Source organism: Pseudomonas sp. JS425 (assembly GCF_018223845.1).
Lineage (GTDB): Bacteria > Pseudomonadota > Gammaproteobacteria > Pseudomonadales > Pseudomonadaceae > Aquipseudomonas > Aquipseudomonas asiatica.
Genome location: NZ_CP073661.1, coordinates 1,727,947 through 1,744,313 on the forward strand (window position 1 = coordinate 1,727,947; position 16,367 = coordinate 1,744,313).

The following is a 16,367-nucleotide window of genomic DNA, read 5'->3' on the forward strand; positions in this document are numbered from 1 at the left end:
CTGGCAGGGGCAGAGTGGGGCAGGGTTGTCCGCGAGCTCACCCGTGAATTGTTGCGAAGACCTGCAGGCCGGATACTTTTCCATGGATAGACGAACGATTCTTGTCACAGGCGCCAACGGTTTTGTTGGCGGTGCCCTGTGTCGCGTGCTTGCAGCGGGTGAGGCGTTTGTACCCCGCGCGGCCGTGCGGCGCGCCAACTCTGCACCTGCTGGCATCCGGGCCGCGAGCGTGGGTGATCTGCATGGCTCCACGGATTGGACTCAGGCATTGGTCGGTGTCGATCTGGTTGTGCATGCCTCGGCGCGTGTGCACGTGATGAAGGAAACCGCCTCCGACAGCCTGGCGGCGTTTCGCCGCGTCAACGTAGAAGGCACCCTCAATCTGGCGCGCCAGGCGGTGGCGGCTGGTGTGCGCCGTTTCATCTTTGTCAGCTCGATCAAGGTCAATGGTGAGGTCAGCCAGCCAGGCCGGCCGCTGCGCGCCGATGATGTACCTGAGCCCCAGGACGCTTATGGGGTATCCAAGCTTGAGGCAGAGCAAGGCTTGCGGCAATTGGCGGCTGCAACCGGTATGGAACTCGTGGTGATTCGCCCGGTGCTGGTCTACGGGCCCGGCGTCAAAGCCAACTTCCACAGCATGATGCGCTGGGTGCAGCGTGGCTTGCCGCTGCCTTTCGGTACGTTAGATAACCGTCGCAGCCTTGTCTTTGTGGGCAATCTGGTGGACTTGGTGATCACCTGTATCGACCACCCTCAGGCAGCCAACCAGACCTTTATGGTCAGCGATGGCGAGGATATTTCGTTGAGCCAGCTGCTGCGAGCCCTGGGTCACGCGCTTGGGCGCCCGGCACGGCTAGTGCCGGTGCCCGGCGCATGGCTGCGACTGGCCGCTGGGCTGCTCGGCCGTCGTGACCTGGCCCAGCGTCTGCTCGGTTCCTTGCAGGTCGACATCACCAAGAACCGCCAGCTCTTGGGCTGGAATCCACCTTATTCGCTGGAGCAAGGACTGCACGTGACGGCTCGCGCTTTTCTGGAAAACCATCGCCCATGATCTGGCTGATTCTACTCGCCGTTGTTGCGTCACTGGCAATGACCGCAGCTCTGCGTCGTTACGCGCTGTCCCGCAGCCTGCTGGACATTCCCAATGCTCGCAGCTCGCATAGTCTGCCCACCCCTCGCGGTGGTGGCTTGGCGTTTGTCGTTGCCTTTCTGGTGACCGCGTTGGCCATGGGCTGGAGCGGTACCATCGAGCCTGCCTTGCTGACTGGGCTGGTGGGGGCCGGGGGACTGGTGGCGGTGATCGGTTTCATGGATGACCACGGCCATATCGCCGCGCGCTGGCGACTGCTTGGGCACTTCGTGGCTGCCGGCTGGGCCTTGTACTGGTTAGGCGGAATGCCGCCGCTGAAGGTGTTCGGCTGGCAACTCGACAGCACCTGGCTGGGGACGGTGCTCGGCTCACTGCTCCTGGTGTGGTTGCTCAACCTTTACAATTTTATGGACGGCATTGACGGGATAGCGAGCATCGAGGCGATCGGTGTCTGCCTGGGCGGCTGCCTGTTGTACTGGCTGTCGGGGAATCTGCAGGCGATATGGCTGCCTGCGTTGCTCGCGGCCACGGTGGCCGGGTTTCTGTTCTGGAACTTCCCGCCAGCCCGCATATTCATGGGCGATGCTGGCAGTGGCTTCCTGGGGGTAGTGATTGGCCTGCTGGTATTGCAGGCGGGATGGATAAACCCGCTATTATTCTGGGGTTGGTTAATACTTTTGGGTGTGTTCATTGTCGATGCAACCTATACCTTGTCGCGGCGGTTGTTGCGTGGCGAGCGGATCTATGAAGCGCATCGTAGCCATGCCTACCAGCATGCCGTGCGTCGTCATGGTCAGCATCGGCCCGTAAGCCTTGCAGTGGCGGCCATCAATACGTTCTGGTTGTTGCCGATAGCGGCGGCCGTCGTGGCTATGCAGTTGGATGGGGCACTGGGAACCCTGATTGCTTATGTGCCTCTAACACTGTTGGCGATCAAGTATCGGGCCGGGGAACATGAGTAAGATGGTCGGACGCGGCGGATATTGCACCTCGGAGAGTGCCGGATGAGTGACGTGAGTAATGAAAGGGTCCGTCAGTTCTTGGTGAACCTGTCCCGCAGGCAGAAACGCCTGATCCAGGTCTGCACAGATGTCGTGTTGATCTGGTTTGCGTTGTGGCTGTCGTTCATCGTGCGCCTGGGCATCGATGAAATGTACAACCCGATCCTCGAGTACACCTGGTTGTTTCTTGCTGCCCCAGCGGTTGCGGTACCGTTGTTCATCCGCTTTGGTATGTACCGGGCGGTGATGCGCTATTTTGGCAATGACGCGCTGGTGACGATCATCAAGGCTGTCACCTTGTCATCGCTGATTCTTGCCGTGGTGGTGTATTGGTACAGCAATCACAAGGTTGTGGTGCCGCGCTCGATCATCTTCAACTTCTGGTGGCTGAGCCTGGTCATTATCGGGGGCTTGCGGCTGATCATGCGCCAGTTTTTCCTTGGCGACTGGTTCACTGGTTCCCGGCAGATGCCATTTGCCAGCCGCGATGACGGTCTGGTCAAGGTTGCCATTTACGGTGCCGGTACTGCTGGTAATCAGTTGCTGGCGGCATTGCGCATGGGCAGGACGATGCGCCCAGTGGCGTTCATCGATGATGACGGTGACCTTGCCAAGCGTGTAATTTCCGGCTTGCAGGTATACAAGCCCAAACACCTTCAGCAGTTGATCAAGGAAACCGGCGCCCAGGAAATCCTGTTGGCGCTGCCCTCGGCATCGCGGGCCCGGCGCAAGGAGATCCTCGCCTTCCTCGAACCTTTCCCGCTGCACGTGCGCAGTGTGCCAGCATTCGCCGACTTGGCCAGCGGCACGGTAAAGGTCGATGACATTCAGAATGTCGACATCGCTGACTTGCTGGGGCGTGACCCGGTACCCGCGCAAGAGGAGCTGCTTGCGCGCTGCATCAAGAAGCAGACTGTGTTGGTTACCGGTGCTGGCGGCTCGATCGGTTCCGAGCTGTGTCGTCAGATCATTGCGTCCGGGCCCAAGACCTTGCTGCTGTTCGACCACAGTGAATTCAACCTGTATAGCATTCTCAACGAGCTGGAGCAACGCATCGCCCGCGAATCGCTGCCGGTGCGTTTGCTGCCGATCCTCGGTTCAGTCCGTAACCAACAGCACCTGGTCGACGTCATGAGCACTTGGCGCGTCGACACCGTCTACCACGCCGCAGCCTACAAACATGTGCCGATGGTCGAGCACAACATGGCAGAAGGCATCCTCAACAACGTGTTCGGTACGCTGTGCACGGCCCAGGCGGCCTTGCAGTCGGGTGCGGCGAACTTTGTACTGATTTCCACCGACAAGGCAGTACGCCCGACCAATGTGATGGGTAGCACCAAACGCCTGTCTGAGTTGATCCTGCAGGCGTTGAGTCGTGAGGCTGCCCCTGTGATGTACGGCGACAGCGGCAAGATTTCGCGGGTTAACAAGACCCGTTTTACCATGGTGCGCTTTGGTAATGTGCTGGGGTCGTCGGGCTCGGTGATACCGCTGTTCCATCGGCAAATCCAGGCCGGTGGGCCGCTGACGGTAACTCACCCCAAGATCATCCGATATTTCATGACCATTCCCGAAGCTGCTCAGTTGGTGGTTCAGGCAGGGGCCATGGGGCAGGGCGGTGATGTGTTCGTGCTGGACATGGGCGAACCGGTAAAAATCGTCGAGCTGGCGGAAAAGATGATTCACCTGTCGGGCCTCAGTGTGCGCAGTACGGACAACCCGAATGGCGATATTGCCATCCAATTCACGGGGCTGCGACCTGGCGAGAAGCTTTACGAAGAGCTGCTGATCGGTGATGACGTATCGCCCACGGCGCACCCGATGATCATGGCTGCGAATGAAGACTACCTAGCTTGGGACCTTCTACGCGAGCGTCTGGCGGTACTGTTCAAGGCCGTGGCTGAGGACAACTTTACCCAGCTGCGCCTGATACTGCGCGAGTTGGTCAGCGGTTATACGCCTGAAGGCGAGATTGTCGATTGGGTCTACCAGCAGCGTCGGCGGGACATCTGACGCGAGTTGCCGACCCTTGCATGAAGGAGGGTCGGCAATTGTCCGAACATCTCTGATTCAACAACCTGCCAGCCCTTGCCCGGTCAAATTTGTTTGCCGGCCACTATCCTGTGCCCGGCTCGCCTGCCGATAACACTGTCAACGATCACGTTTACACGTAAGCGCGCCATGAACGCCACATTCAAAGCCGCTTATTGATACCTGATGCTGTGCTCCCGATTTCTTTCTGAAGCCAGCCCACCATGATGCGCCCCGACAGCAAAGTCGAAAAAGTCTACCTCTATCCCAAGCCCGTGGACTTTCGAAAGTCCATCGACGGCCTCGCTGCCCTGGTCGAACTGGACATCAAGGTCGCCGTGTTCGACCCGGTACTTTTCGTCTTCCTCAATAAAGCCCGTAACCGCATCAAGGTGTTGTACTGGGGTGTGTCACGAACGCTGGCGTCAGCCAGCGATGCTGTATCAAAGATGGGAGTAGGTCTCCCGAAGTCTGCTTGCAGGAGCTGGCTTCAAACCACCCGGTGCTGCTGCGTCCAAAAGGCGTGGTGGTGAGCGACCGTTGGAAAAGGCGCCAATGAAGGCGTCAGGTACGTATTGAGAAGATGAGCGAAAGCAAACCGTCCGATGACGCATCGTTAAGTATTCAAAAGCTGTCAAAACCGAGGTCGCCCAGTAGCCTCGGGATCAGTCTGGAAGATAGCTCGATGGTTGCGCACTGGTGTTCTCGAAAATGGAAAGCGTATTCCCGCGAAGCAGGGCACCGGCAGGCGTGTCAGCACGTCCTTGAGATAAGCATAGGGGTCATGTCCATTCATGCGTGCCGACTGGATCAAACTCATGATCGCCGCTGCACGCTTGCCGCTACGCAGTGATCCAGCAAACAACCAATTGGCACGTCCAAGCGCCTGAGCGGTTACTTCAATAACCACGCGGTGCCGGGAAACCTGACTCGTCTGGGGGGGGCGTTCGGCGGTTTGCCGTCTATGGCGGCAAGCCCTCAAACGTCGTAGCCAGCGTAATCGACTTTAATGGTCATGCTATGGACGCCTTGCTGATCTCTACATACCTAGGCTCAGAAATGCACATCCTTACCCTGAGGATCGCTTCGCGTCACATACCCGAGGCAGGAGCCGTATGCGGTAGTCCCGCACGTACGGATCTGTGCGGGGGCGGCAGGTAACTGCCGTCCCTACCGCGACCACAGCTACAGCGTGGGCTCCGACAATGACGTTGGCCAAGTCAGCCCATTTTCGCTAGAGGAGTGAGCTTGGATGTTTTATGGTTTCCGTACGAACCGAAGGTAAGGGATCCATGAACACCACATTCAAAGCCGACAGTTGATCCCTGAAGCTGTGCTCCCGATTTCTCTCTGGAGCCAGCACGTCATGATGCGACCCGACACCAAAGTCGAAAAGGTATACCTTTACCCCAAACCGGTGGACTTCCGAAAATCCATCGACGGTCTGGCCGCCCTGGTCGAACTAGATATCAAGGTGGCCGTGTTCGACCCTGTGCTGTTCGTTTTTCTTAATCGGCCCCGTAATCGAGTGAAAATCCTTTATTGGGAGCGCAACGGCTTCTGCCTTTGGCTCAAGCGCCTCGAATCCGAACGTTTTAAAACATCTCCCGATATCACCGACGACGCCATCGTGCTGACGGTTCAGGAGCTGAACTGGCTACTCGACGGCTTTGATCTGTGGCGCAACCGTCCACATCAGGTTTTGACCCCGCGATTCGTGGCTTGATTGGGTATAATCCGCGGCATGATTTCCATGCCCGACACCCTTCCCGATGACCCGGCTGTGCTCAAGCAATTAATTGCTCAGATGCAGTCCAAGGTCGTTCATCTTGAAGAGCAGAATGCGCTGCTGCGCCAGCGCTTGTTTGGTCGCAAGTCAGAACAAACGACTGATCCGGCAACACCGCAATTAGTATTGTTCAACGAAGCCGAAAGCGTCGCTGAACCTGTTGCCGAAGACGTTGATGAAGAAGCCGTCGCGCCGACTAAGCGCCGTGGTAAACGCAAGCCGCTGCCTGCGGATTTGCCACGCATCGAAGTTATCCACGAACTCCCCGAGCACGAACTGACCTGCACCTGTGGCTGCCGCAAACACACCATCGGTGAAGAAGTCAGCGAGCAGCTCGAAATCGTGCCGATGCAGATCCGCGTGATCAAACACATTCGCAAGGTTTACGGTTGCCGCGGTTGTGAAACCGCCCCGGTCACCGCCGACAAGCCGGCGCAGTTGATCGAAAAGAGTATGGCCAGCCCCAGTGTTTTAGCGATGCTGCTGACCACCAAATACGTTGATGGCCTGCCACTGCACCGCTTCGAAAAAGTGCTGAGCCGTCATGGTATCGACATCTCGCGTCAAACCCTGGCCCGCTGGGTGATCCAGTGCGGCGAACATCTGCAACCGCTGCTCAATCTGATGCGTGATCGGCTACTGGAAAGTCGCGTGATCCACTGCGACGAAACCCGCGTGCAGGTGCTGAAAGAACCGGATCGAGAGGCGACCAGCCAATCCTGGATGTGGGTGCAAACCGGCGGCCCACCCGGCAAACCAGTGATCCTGTTCGACTACTCGACCAGCCGTGCGCAGGAAGTGCCTTCGCGTCTGCTGGAAAGTTATTGCGGCTATTTGATGACCGACGATTACGCCGGTTACAACGCCGTGGCCGTACAACCAGGTATCGAGCGTATGGGCTGCTGGGCGCATGCTCGACGCAAGTTTGTTGAAGCGCAGAAAGTGCAACCGAAAGGCAAGACTGGGCGGGCCGATATCGCGCTGAACTTGATCAACAAGTTGTACGGAATCGAGCGTGACCTGAAAGACGCCAGCGACGAGCAGCGCCACCAAGGTCGTCAGCAAGACAGCCTGCCGATCCTTGCGCAACTGCACGGCTGGCTGGAGAAAACCCAGCCGCAAGTGACCGCGCAAAACGCACTGGGCAAAGCCGTCGGTTATCTGGCCAGCAACTGGAACAAACTCAAACGTTATGTCGAGGCGGGTCACCTGCCGATCGACAACAATCCGGCAGAAAGAGCGATAAGGCCTTTTGTCATTGGGCGCAAGGCCTGGCTGTTTAGCGACACGCCCAAGGGCGCCGTTGCCAGCGCTCAAATCTATAGCCTAGTCGAGACCGCCAAAGCCAACAGTCAGGAGCCCTATGCGTGGCTGCGCCACGTGCTGGAGCGACTGCCGCATGCGCAGTCGGTGGCGGACTATGAAGCGCTGCTGCCGTGGAACTGCTCGCGAGAGTTACCACGTCAAGCCTGAACCTATCCCAGGGTGGGTCATGCCGAGGCTCTCTTGGGATGTCCTTTGTTGTACCGCCAAATACGCCAAACACGTAATAGACTCGGGACATTTTTTGGGGCTGCCTCCCCTGGAAAACTAGAAAGTCCTGAGCCCGATACAAAAAAAGTCCTACCCCCGGTACAGGACCAAAGGGGCTCAAATGAGGACAGAAAGAACAGAATCCTGCATTTCCGTGGCATTAAATGGCAATTCTGTGGCACAGAAATGGTGCTAAATAGTCCGATTCCATTCAGTCGGTATAAGAATGCCAAGGCCAGGCCATTTCAGTGGCACAGAATCGCCAGGTAATGGCTATTCAATGGTGCAAAATTTGGGTTCCGCGCCTAGCAGCCTCTGGCCCCTGGTGAGTTACGGGTAGAAAACCTTGGCATGGAGGATCGACTGACAGTAATGCTGCGCAGGTTTCATCCTCAGTTGGGGAAGGTTATCGACGAAAAGCACGGGTCAAATACCGCGAGATTGATGTCCGACTTGACCAGAGCAGGTAGGCCGTCGATGGATTTTCAGAAGTCGACGGTTTGGGCTAGAGATTTTTGACTTTTGCATCGAGGTCGCATCATGGCGGATGGGCGCCAGCAAGAAATCGGGAGCACAGCATCCGGGATTAGCTAAACGATTTGAATGTTGGGTTAATGGAGCAGTTACAACCGAAGTAGTCGCGACAGGTCAGAGTCGACGAACCTCGCATTCAAGGACAGAAATGAAACGTTTTTTGCTCATTATGACCCTTCTTGTCATCGCCGGATGTGCTACCACAGACAAAACCACGGTTAGGAACGGAAAGAAAGGCCTGCATATCAATTGTTCTGGTCTTTCCTCATCTTGGGGCCGGTGCTATAGCAAGGCTGCGGCTTCTTGCAGTTCGCGCGGTTACAAAGTCGTCGCCCGTTCCGGCGACACAGATGAGGAAGAGGGTGACTTTTTGTTCGGCATGAATCCAGCCGGTTATACCAGTCGCAGTATGATTGTGATCTGTAAATAATTACGAGCACGCCCGATGCTCAAGCCTCATAGGTGAAGCTGCGTATTCAGGGCTATCACATTTGTGAGGTATCCGTCCGGCCAACACATCTTCCTTACGCAACCGCCGAAGGCCATGATGTCCACCTAATTTAAGTGGACACCATTTCTGGCTCGTCAAGCGGATTTTCCATGCACCCTCAGCGCCGTACCTACAGCAAATTTTTCAAAGCCTAGGTCATCCAGGAGTGCTCCGAGCCCGGCGCCTCCATCGCCTTGGACTACAGCCTCAATGCCAACCTCGTCCACAAATGGATTCGGCTGCACAACCAAAAAGCCGTGGCTCTTCAGCCTGCGTTCCCTCTGAGTATGAACGTTTTGTATGGCTTCAGGACGGGAGCCAAACACAGTCCGGGTCTTTCCGGCCCGGCTTCGTCAAGCCGGATACTCGCAAGCCGGAAACACGCCGCAGCCCCCTGCAGTTGCCTAGCTGTCCTATGAGTCCTTGGTATCCGCTTCGGCGTTGAGCTCATGTACCTTGCGCAGGTGCTCTTCGGTCAGCGCAGCTTTTTGCCGTGTTGTACAGCAGCCCGATAACGATGGAGCCGAGGGTATCAGTCAGGCAGACCAGGGCATTGTCGTTCTTCTTTGATCGTGGTGGGCAGCACGTTTACTTTACGAGCTTTGAGCAATTGCCCGCTTCGCGTGTGAGCCCTGCTACCATGAAGATCTGGCTGGTATCGGCTTGTAATGTAGACCTACAGAACGGTGCTGCTCTTGGTCGCGCTGGCCGCGAAGGCGGGCATGGGCGGGTTGGTGTGCTCAGTGCTGGAGTTACCACCTAGGGGCTGCGCGATGCAGTCCCACTTGCCTCAATGAGCAATGTCTATGGCGCTTGCAGCAGTCGCGCGGATGATCGCGACATCGACGTGGTAAGTGGCGAACTCGCTGGAGCGTACGGCGGTGCCGAGCGTGGCGCTTAGTACCACGTCGTGCTGCCGCTTGATATCTTGTAGTGTGCTGGAAAACTGATGTTCATTTACCAGCATCAGCAGCGCGCAGTCGGCACCGTCCGCGAAGCGCTGTTTTAGTTCTGTGGTGTTGAATACAAGGGTCACGCCGCGTTGGTAGGCCTCGACCAGATCATATGTGCTGCCAGTATCCAGATTTAGCGCGTGTTGCGCGGCACGGCGGTTGGCGACCTTCGTCAGGGTCATCACATGGCCGCATGCCTGCAGAAACAACGATTCGTACCACTCCACAGCATTCTCCTTTTGAAAGCGCGACATCAATACCTGATTTTTTGAGTGCGCGCCAGTGTCCAGATGGCAGCAAAAACCCGGTCACCGCTGAGTAACTGGATTTTTATCGTTAGTAGGGTGTAGACAAAGTCATGTAGTGAGTTGACGCACGAACAGGAGGGCTCGGTCAGGCACATCCACGCCTCGCTCACGGTGCAGATCAACACCCGGGAACGCGCTCGGGGTGATCACCCGCTCAGCTAGCTACGTGGGCCGTGTCTAGACAGGCGCGGAGACAAACAAGGCTGCAAGAGCGACCGGAGGAGAAATGAAGGCACGGACGATCCCAGTGAGCCTAGGTGACCCCCCCCCCCCCCCCCCCTGAGAATGCTTCGTATTTTCTCAGAAGGTAATAAAAGTACAACTGTCAACGTGTGAACGGCGTCTTACCGCAACACTCCCGTAGCTTTCCCGTCTAGAATTGCGCCCAGTTACCTTTCCGCGACATTCACTCAAGAAGCGTTCAACCCTATGACAATCCTGGTAACCGGCGGCGCCGGCTTCATCGGTGCGAATTTCGTGCTGGATTGGTTAAGCCAGTCAGGCGAAACCATCGTCAACCTGGACAAACTGACCTACGCCGGGAACCTGCGGAGCCTGGTTAGCCTGGAAGGTAATCCGCAACATGTCTTCGTGCATGGGGATATCGGTGATGGGCCGTTGGTGCAACGGCTGTTGTCCGAGCACAACCCGCGCGCCGTGCTCAATTTCGCCGCCGAGTCGCATGTCGACCGCTCCATTCACGGGCCCCAGGCATTCGTAGAAACCAATGTGGTGGGTACCTTCCAGTTGCTGGAAGCAGTGCGGGGCTACTGGCAGTGCCTGGACGAGGCAGAGCGGGCGGTGTTCCGCTTCCTGCATGTTTCCACCGACGAGGTGTATGGCTCGTTGAAAGCTGGTGAGCCTGCGTTCACCGAGACCCATCAATACCAGCCAAACAGCCCGTACTCGGCCAGCAAGGCGGCTAGCGACCACTTGGTGCGTTCCTATCACCACACCTATGGCCTGCCGGTGCTCACCACCAATTGCTCGAACAACTACGGGCCGCTGCATTTCCCCGAGAAGCTGATCCCGCTGATGATCGTCAATGCCTTGGCTGGCAAGCCGCTGCCGGTGTATGGCGATGGGCAGCAGATTCGCGACTGGCTATACGTCAAAGACCACTGCAGCGCCATCCGCCGTGTGCTGGAAGCAGGGCAGGTGGGTGAGGTGTACAACGTCGGCGGCTGGAACGAAATGCCCAACCTCGACATCGTCCACCGCGTATGTGCGCTGCTCGATGAACTTCGCCCGCGGGTTGACGGGCAGCCTTATGCCAGCCAGATCAGCTTCGTCACCGACCGCCCAGGCCACGACCGCCGTTATGCAATCGATGCCCGCAAGCTCGAGCGCGAGCTTGGCTGGAAGCCTGCCGAAACATTCGAAACCGGGATTCGCAAGACGGTTACCTGGTATCTGGCTAACCAGGACTGGGTCAAAGGCGTAATGGACGGCAGCTATCGTGACTGGGTCGCACAGCAATATGGGGCTAACAAAGTTTGAAAATCTTGCTGTTGGGGAAGAACGGACAGGTAGGTTGGGAGCTGCAGCGTGCCCTCGCGCCATTGGGGGAGGTGATTGCGCTTGACCGCCAGGGCGACGGTAGCTTGTGTGGGGATCTGAGTGACCTCGAAGGCCTGGCGGCTACAGTGCGCTCGCTAGCCCCGGATGTGATCGTCAACGCTGCCGCCTACACGGCAGTGGACAAAGCCGAGAGCGAGCCAGAGCTGGCTGCCCGGATCAATGCCGAAGCGCCGGATGTTCTGGCATGCGAGGCCGCCAAGCTGGGCGCATGGCTGATCCACTACTCCACAGACTACGTGTTCGATGGCGCTGGCCAGGCGCCGTGGCAAGAGGATGCCCCCACCGGCCCCTTGTCCGTCTATGGCCGTACCAAGCTCGATGGTGAGCTGGCCATTCAGGCCAGCGGTGCTTCTGCCGTGGTGCTGCGTACCAGCTGGGTGTATGCTGCGCGCGGCCACAATTTTGCCAAGACCATGCTGCGTCTGGCGGCGGAGCGCGATGCGCTCAACGTGGTGGCAGACCAGTTTGGCGCCCCCACCGGCGCAGACCTGATCGCCGATGTTACCGCCCATATCCTGCACCGAATATTCGGCGTGCAGGACGCGCGCCATTTGGCAGGCACCTACCATCTTGCTGCAGCCGGCGAAACCAGCTGGCACGGGTATGCCCAGTTCGTATTGGCACAAGCCAGCCGCAATGGCGTTGCCTTGAAGGTTTCAGCTGAACGGGTAGGCGCAATCAGTACCGAAGCCTACCCGGCGCCGGCGCCACGCCCGCGAAATTCCCGGCTGGCATTGGCTAAACTCGAAGAAACCTTCAATCTCAAGATGCCGCTTTGGCAACAAGGTGTGCAACGCATGCTGGACGAAATCCAGCGCTAGGAGTTGTTATGGCACGTAAAGGACTCATTCTTGCGGGCGGCTCTGGCACTCGCTTGCACCCCGCCACGCTGTCGGTATCGAAGCAGCTGTTGCCGGTGTACGACAAGCCGATGATCTACTACCCGCTCAGTACACTGCTGCTGTCCGGCATTCGTGACATCCTGATCATCTCGACGCCACAGGACACCCCGCGCTTCGAGCAACTGCTGGGTGATGGTAGCCGTTGGGGCATCAACCTCTCGTATGCTGTGCAGGCTAACCCGGACGGGTTGGCCCAGGCATTCACGATCGGGGCAGACTTCATTGGCAACGCCGTGTCCGCTTTGGTGCTGGGTGACAATATTTTCTATGGTCACGACTTCCAGGCGCTGCTACAGAGCGCTGACCAGCGGCAGACGGGGGCGTCCGTCTTTACTTATCATGTCCAGGACCCGGAGCGTTATGGGGTCGCGGAGTTCGATGACAGCGGGCGTGTGCTGTCGATTGAAGAAAAGCCGAAGGTCCCCAAGTCCAACTATGCGGTCACCGGCCTTTATTTCTACGACAACCAGGTCGTCGACCTGGCCAGGCAGCTGAAGCCGTCGGCACGTGGCGAACTGGAAATTACCGACCTCAACAACTTGTACCTCCAGCAGCAGCAACTGCAGGTCGAGATCATGGGACGTGGTTATGCCTGGCTGGATACCGGTACCCATGACAGCCTGCTGGATGCCAGCCAATATATCGCCACCATGGAGCGGCGCCAGGGCCTAAAGGTCGCCTGCCCTGAAGAGATTTGCTACCGCGCAGGCTGGATCAACGCTGAACAGCTTGAGCGCCTTGCCCAGCCGTTGCTGAAGAACGGTTACGGGCAGTACTTGAAGAGGCTGCTTGAAGTGAAGGTATTTTGATGTGCGCTATTTCATTGGCCATTCCTGAAGTCTTCCTGTTTACCCCAAAGGTTTTCGGCGATGAGCGTGGCTTCTTCTACGAGAGTTTCAATGCGCGTTTGTTCAAAGAAGTGACCGGACTGCAGCCGGGCTTCGTTCAAGACAACCATTCCCGCTCGGTGAAGGGCGTGCTGCGCGGCCTGCATTACCAGTTGCCGCCCCACGCCCAGGGCAAGCTGGTGCGTGTAGTACAGGGTGAGGTGTTCGATGTGGCGGTGGATATCCGCCGTAGTTCGCCCACCTTTGGCAAATGGGTCGGTGCGCTGTTGTCGTCGCAAAACCATAACCAGTTGTGGATTCCACCGGGTTTCGCCCACGGCTTCGTGACGTTGAGTGAGACTGCGGAGTTTGTCTATAAGACCACTGACTTTTACGCGGCCCAGAGCGAGCGTTGCATTGCCTGGGATGATCCGCAAATTGCCATCGCGTGGCCGATAGACTTCGAGCCCACGCTTTCTACCAAGGACCAGATCGGCAAGGCGCTGGATCAGGCCGACCTGTTCGCCTGACGGTAGGGAAGGTCTGAAGCGAAGCCGTACCGAGGTAGCCATGCGATCTTTCGAGATCGCCACTCCTAAATGGGAAGATCCGTACCCAAGCCAAGCTGGCCAATGGCCCGAGTGGCTTTTGTGCAATTTGCAGCCTGGTTCGAACGTCGTGCTGAATCTAGGCTCTGTACGAAATCCCGAGAAACCCAATCTGGGTAGCTATGGTGCTTTACCAACGACTTTCGAGTACGCCACGGGTGAAGATCTCGCGGCGCTTCATGCGCCCGATTTCCTCATGCTTGGCAAGCGCGTACACCCGGTTGAAGGCAGCACGTTGCACATCAGGGAAGTACTCGGCCAGTGCGCATTCAACCGCAGCATCGTAGTCCGCTTCGGTTATGTAACGGTAAATTGCGGATTCCACGCCATTCGGACACTCAGCCCACGCTGATCCGGACACCTGTTCCACGATCATTCGGACAGGCAGTCGGAGCGCAGCGACGCAGGGGTTGCATTGTTAGTCTGAGGCGCCCGGCGCCGTCAATTTCTTCACCCGCTTTCTCATCGACTCGCCCTTGAGGTTGATCCGGTAGGCGTTGTGCACCAGGCGGTCGAGGATGGCATCGGCCAGGGTTGGATCGCCGATCAGTTCGTGCCAGTTGTCCACGGGCATTTGGCTGGTCACGAGGGTCGAGCGCTGGCCGTAGCGGTCGTCCAGTAGCTCCAGCATGTCGCGGCGCTGTTCGGCGGTGAACGGGGCCAGGCCCCAGTCATCAAGGATCAGCAGGTCGGTCTTGGCATAGCCGCTCATCAGCTTGGCGAAGCGCCCGTCGCCATGGGCTAGGCCCAACTCTTCCAACAGGCGCGGCAAGCGCAGGTAACGCACGCTGTAACCCTCTCGGCAGGCCTGGTGTGCCAGGGCGCAGGCCAGCCAGGTTTTACCCACGCCGGTGGGCCCGTTGATGATCAGGTTGAGTCCGTCGCGTAACCACTGACCGCTGCTCAGCTGGAGGATCAGCGCCTTGTCGAGTCCGCGCGGGCTGCGGTAGTCGATGTCTTCGAGGCAGGCGTTGTGCTTGAGCCGGGCCTGACGCAGGCGGCTGCTGAGGCGCTTGTCGTCGCGTTCGGTCAGTTCGCGGTCGACCAGCAGGCCGAGGCGTTCCACGAAGCTCAGGCTGTCGATGTCGGGGGTTTTCAGTTGCTCGGCGAGTGCCTTGAGCATGCCGGTCAGGCGCAGGGTCTGGAGCTTGTCCAGGGTCGGATGGGGCAGCATGGTGGGATTCCTTGTGTTCAGTGGTAGTAGCCGGGGCCGCGCAGATTGGCGTGGTCGTCCGGCAGCAGGGGCAGGTTGGCTTGAGCCAACGGCAGGCTTTCCAAACCCTGGCGCAGGATCGATTCGAGGCTCTTGTAGCTGCACGCACCGAGGCTGAGGGCGCGACGGCAGGCCAACTCCAAGCGCACTTCGCCATGGGTCTTGCCCAGGCGCAGGATGCCCAGGCAGGCCCGGTAGCCTTGGGTTGGGTGGATGCGCCGTTCGAGGATGTGGCTGATCACGCCGGCCGTGTTCGGCCCGGTCTGCTCAGCCCAGCGGATCAGCCGTTGTGGCGTCCACTCGGCGTGCTCGCGATGGCTCTTGGGCATGTGCTCGGCCTGTGTGCTGTGCCGGCCCTTGTGCGGTGAGCGAAGATGGCTGGCCACCCGCTGATTGGCGTGGAAGCACTCCACCGTGCGCGCTGTCAGGCGTACTTCCAGTTGTTTCTTCACCAGTTGGTACGGCACCGAGTAGTAGTGCCCATCAACCTCGACGTGGTAGTCGATGTGCACACGCGCCTTCTTCCACTCGGCATACACGTAGGGTTGCTCCGGCAGCGGCCGCAGCACCGGACGATCCAGGGCTTCGAAGGCCGAGTGCCGGGAGCCCGGCAGCTTGCGAAACGGTCGTCGGTTGAGGCGCTCCAGCAATAAGGCGATGGCGCTGTTGAGTTCGTTCAAGGAGAAGAACTGGCGGTTCCTCAGCGCGGCGAGGATCCAGCGCTCGACCACCTGCACGCCGACCTCGGCCTTAGCCTTGTCGCGCGGCTTACGCGCCCGCGCCGGCACCACCGCCACGCCATAGTGCTCGGCCAGATCGCGGTAGCTCGGGTTGATGTCCGGCTCGTAGCGATGGCTCTTACTCACCGCGCTGCGCAGGTTGTCCGGCACCACGATCTCCGGCACGCCCCCGAGGAAGGCGAAGCAGCGGGTATGCGAGCCCAGCCAGTCCGGCAGCTGCTGCGACCAGGTGGCTTCGGCGAAGGTGTAGCTGGAGGCGCCGAGCACCGCGACGAACACCTGCGCCTGGCGGATCTCGCCGCTGTGCCGGTCGATCACCGGCACCGTCTGCCCGGCGTAGTCGACGAACAACTTCTCGCCGACGCGATGTTCCTGGCGCATCACCACGTCCAGCTTGCCCTGCCAGGCCCGGTAGTGCTCGCAGAACCAGCTGTACTGAAAACCCTGCGGCTGGCTCAGGCGATACTCCTGCCAGAGCAGCGCCAGGGTCACGCCGGGGCGACGCAGCTCGGCGTGCACCCAAGACCAATCAGGCAGTGGCCGCTGCTCACTGGGCACCGCAGGGGCCAGTGGGAACAGTTGCTGTTCCAGTTCGGAATCGGACAACGAGCAGGGCCAGGCTAGACCGCTGGCGGCAAAGCGACAGAGGTAATCACCGGCACTGCTGTGGCCTATGCCCAGACTGCGGGAGATCTTACGGACAGACAGCCCGCAATCGAACTTGAGGCGCAACACCTCACGGATTTTACGCATGGACAAACGCTCCA

15 protein-coding genes and 2 pseudogenes are annotated in these 16,367 nt (G+C 58.7%); 11 read left to right on the forward strand and 6 right to left on the reverse strand.

From position 1 onward, the window contains the following. The first annotated feature begins 82 nt into the window (after positions 1–82). The 4 genes from KDB76_RS07925 (at position 83) to tnpB (KDB76_RS07940) (ending at position 4,655) form a co-directional block, all read left to right on the forward strand. Complete coding sequence (locus KDB76_RS07925) at positions 83–1,051, forward strand: SDR family oxidoreductase (protein WP_038409074.1); 969 nt, start codon at positions 83–85, stop codon at positions 1,049–1,051. Further along, positions 1,048–2,052: a glycosyltransferase family 4 protein gene (locus tag KDB76_RS07930; RefSeq protein ID WP_038409076.1), complete on the forward strand. Its 1,005-nt coding sequence runs from the start codon at positions 1,048–1,050 to the stop codon at positions 2,050–2,052. Before KDB76_RS07925 ends, KDB76_RS07930 begins: the two co-directional genes overlap by 4 nt. Before the next feature lie 42 nt (positions 2,053–2,094). Beyond that, positions 2,095–4,104, forward strand: coding sequence for a nucleoside-diphosphate sugar epimerase/dehydratase (locus KDB76_RS07935; protein WP_038409078.1), 2,010 nt, complete (start codon positions 2,095–2,097; stop codon positions 4,102–4,104). Between the two features lie 242 nt (positions 4,105–4,346). Next, complete coding sequence (gene tnpB / locus KDB76_RS07940; RefSeq protein WP_038409080.1) at positions 4,347–4,655, forward strand: IS66 family insertion sequence element accessory protein TnpB; 309 nt, start codon at positions 4,347–4,349, stop codon at positions 4,653–4,655. 101 nt (positions 4,656–4,756) lie between these two features. Here the strand turns inward: tnpB (KDB76_RS07940) and KDB76_RS29705 are convergent. Beyond that, a pseudogene (locus KDB76_RS29705) lies at positions 4,757–5,008 on the reverse strand (transposase domain-containing protein); the annotation flags it as partial. 480 nt (positions 5,009–5,488) lie between these two features. Here KDB76_RS29705 and tnpB (KDB76_RS07950) point away from each other — a divergent pair. The 3 genes from tnpB (KDB76_RS07950) to KDB76_RS07960 all read left to right on the forward strand — a co-directional run bounded on the left by tnpB (KDB76_RS07950) (position 5,489) and on the right by KDB76_RS07960 (position 8,408). Continuing rightward, the gene (gene tnpB / locus KDB76_RS07950; RefSeq protein WP_024086151.1) at positions 5,489–5,848 is read left to right on the forward strand and encodes an IS66 family insertion sequence element accessory protein TnpB; all 360 of its coding nucleotides are present in this window, start codon (positions 5,489–5,491) and stop codon (positions 5,846–5,848) included. Between the two features lie 18 nt (positions 5,849–5,866). Continuing rightward, positions 5,867–7,384 (forward strand): IS66 family transposase, encoded by a 1,518-nt coding sequence (locus tag KDB76_RS07955; protein ID WP_024086152.1) that lies wholly within the window; start codon positions 5,867–5,869, stop codon positions 7,382–7,384. A gap of 742 nt (positions 7,385–8,126) precedes the next feature. Further along, a complete protein-coding gene (locus tag KDB76_RS07960) occupies positions 8,127–8,408 on the forward strand; it encodes a hypothetical protein (RefSeq protein ID WP_080708137.1) in 282 nt (93 codons plus the stop codon). A gap of 473 nt (positions 8,409–8,881) precedes the next feature. Here the strand turns inward: KDB76_RS07960 and KDB76_RS30145 are convergent. Both KDB76_RS30145 and KDB76_RS07965 read right to left on the reverse strand, forming a co-directional pair. Next, positions 8,882–8,965, reverse strand: a pseudogene (locus KDB76_RS30145) (DUF2897 domain-containing protein); the annotation flags it as partial. A 293-nt stretch (positions 8,966–9,258) separates the two neighbouring features. Beyond that, the gene (locus KDB76_RS07965; protein WP_235208033.1) at positions 9,259–9,648 is read right to left on the reverse strand and encodes a hypothetical protein; all 390 of its coding nucleotides are present in this window, start codon (positions 9,646–9,648) and stop codon (positions 9,259–9,261) included. Positions 9,649–10,158: 510 nt separating this feature from the next. On the opposite strand from KDB76_RS07965, the gene rfbB reads away from it, so the two are divergent. Genes rfbB through rfbC form a run of 4 tightly spaced genes read left to right on the forward strand, consistent with a single transcriptional unit; the run spans position 10,159 to position 13,569 of the window. Next, the gene (gene rfbB, locus KDB76_RS07970) at positions 10,159–11,229 is read left to right on the forward strand and encodes a dTDP-glucose 4,6-dehydratase (protein ID WP_038409063.1); all 1,071 of its coding nucleotides are present in this window, start codon (positions 10,159–10,161) and stop codon (positions 11,227–11,229) included. Beyond that, positions 11,226–12,131, forward strand: coding sequence for a dTDP-4-dehydrorhamnose reductase (gene rfbD, locus KDB76_RS07975; RefSeq protein ID WP_038409061.1), 906 nt, complete (start codon positions 11,226–11,228; stop codon positions 12,129–12,131). Before rfbB ends, rfbD begins: the two co-directional genes overlap by 4 nt. An 8-nt stretch (positions 12,132–12,139) precedes the next feature. Further along, entirely contained in the window at positions 12,140–13,021 is an 882-nt protein-coding gene (gene rfbA / locus KDB76_RS07980) for a glucose-1-phosphate thymidylyltransferase RfbA (RefSeq protein ID WP_038409059.1), read from the forward strand. Next, positions 13,021–13,569 (forward strand): dTDP-4-dehydrorhamnose 3,5-epimerase, encoded by a 549-nt coding sequence (rfbC, locus tag KDB76_RS07985; RefSeq protein ID WP_038409057.1) that lies wholly within the window; start codon positions 13,021–13,023, stop codon positions 13,567–13,569. The genes rfbA and rfbC overlap by 1 nt, the downstream gene beginning before the upstream one ends. Before the next feature lie 208 nt (positions 13,570–13,777). On the opposite strand, the gene KDB76_RS07990 is transcribed toward rfbC, so the two are convergent. The 3 genes from KDB76_RS07990 to istA form a co-directional block, all read right to left on the reverse strand. Beyond that, the gene (locus tag KDB76_RS07990; protein ID WP_038409055.1) at positions 13,778–13,972 is read right to left on the reverse strand and encodes a hypothetical protein; all 195 of its coding nucleotides are present in this window, start codon (positions 13,970–13,972) and stop codon (positions 13,778–13,780) included. 93 nt (positions 13,973–14,065) lie between these two features. Next, positions 14,066–14,821, reverse strand: coding sequence for an IS21-like element helper ATPase IstB (istB, locus tag KDB76_RS07995; protein WP_038408850.1), 756 nt, complete (start codon positions 14,819–14,821; stop codon positions 14,066–14,068). 17 nt (positions 14,822–14,838) lie between these two features. Next, positions 14,839–16,353, reverse strand: coding sequence for an IS21 family transposase (istA, locus tag KDB76_RS08000; protein ID WP_038408847.1), 1,515 nt, complete (start codon positions 16,351–16,353; stop codon positions 14,839–14,841). Between the last annotated feature and the right edge of the window lie 14 nt (positions 16,354–16,367).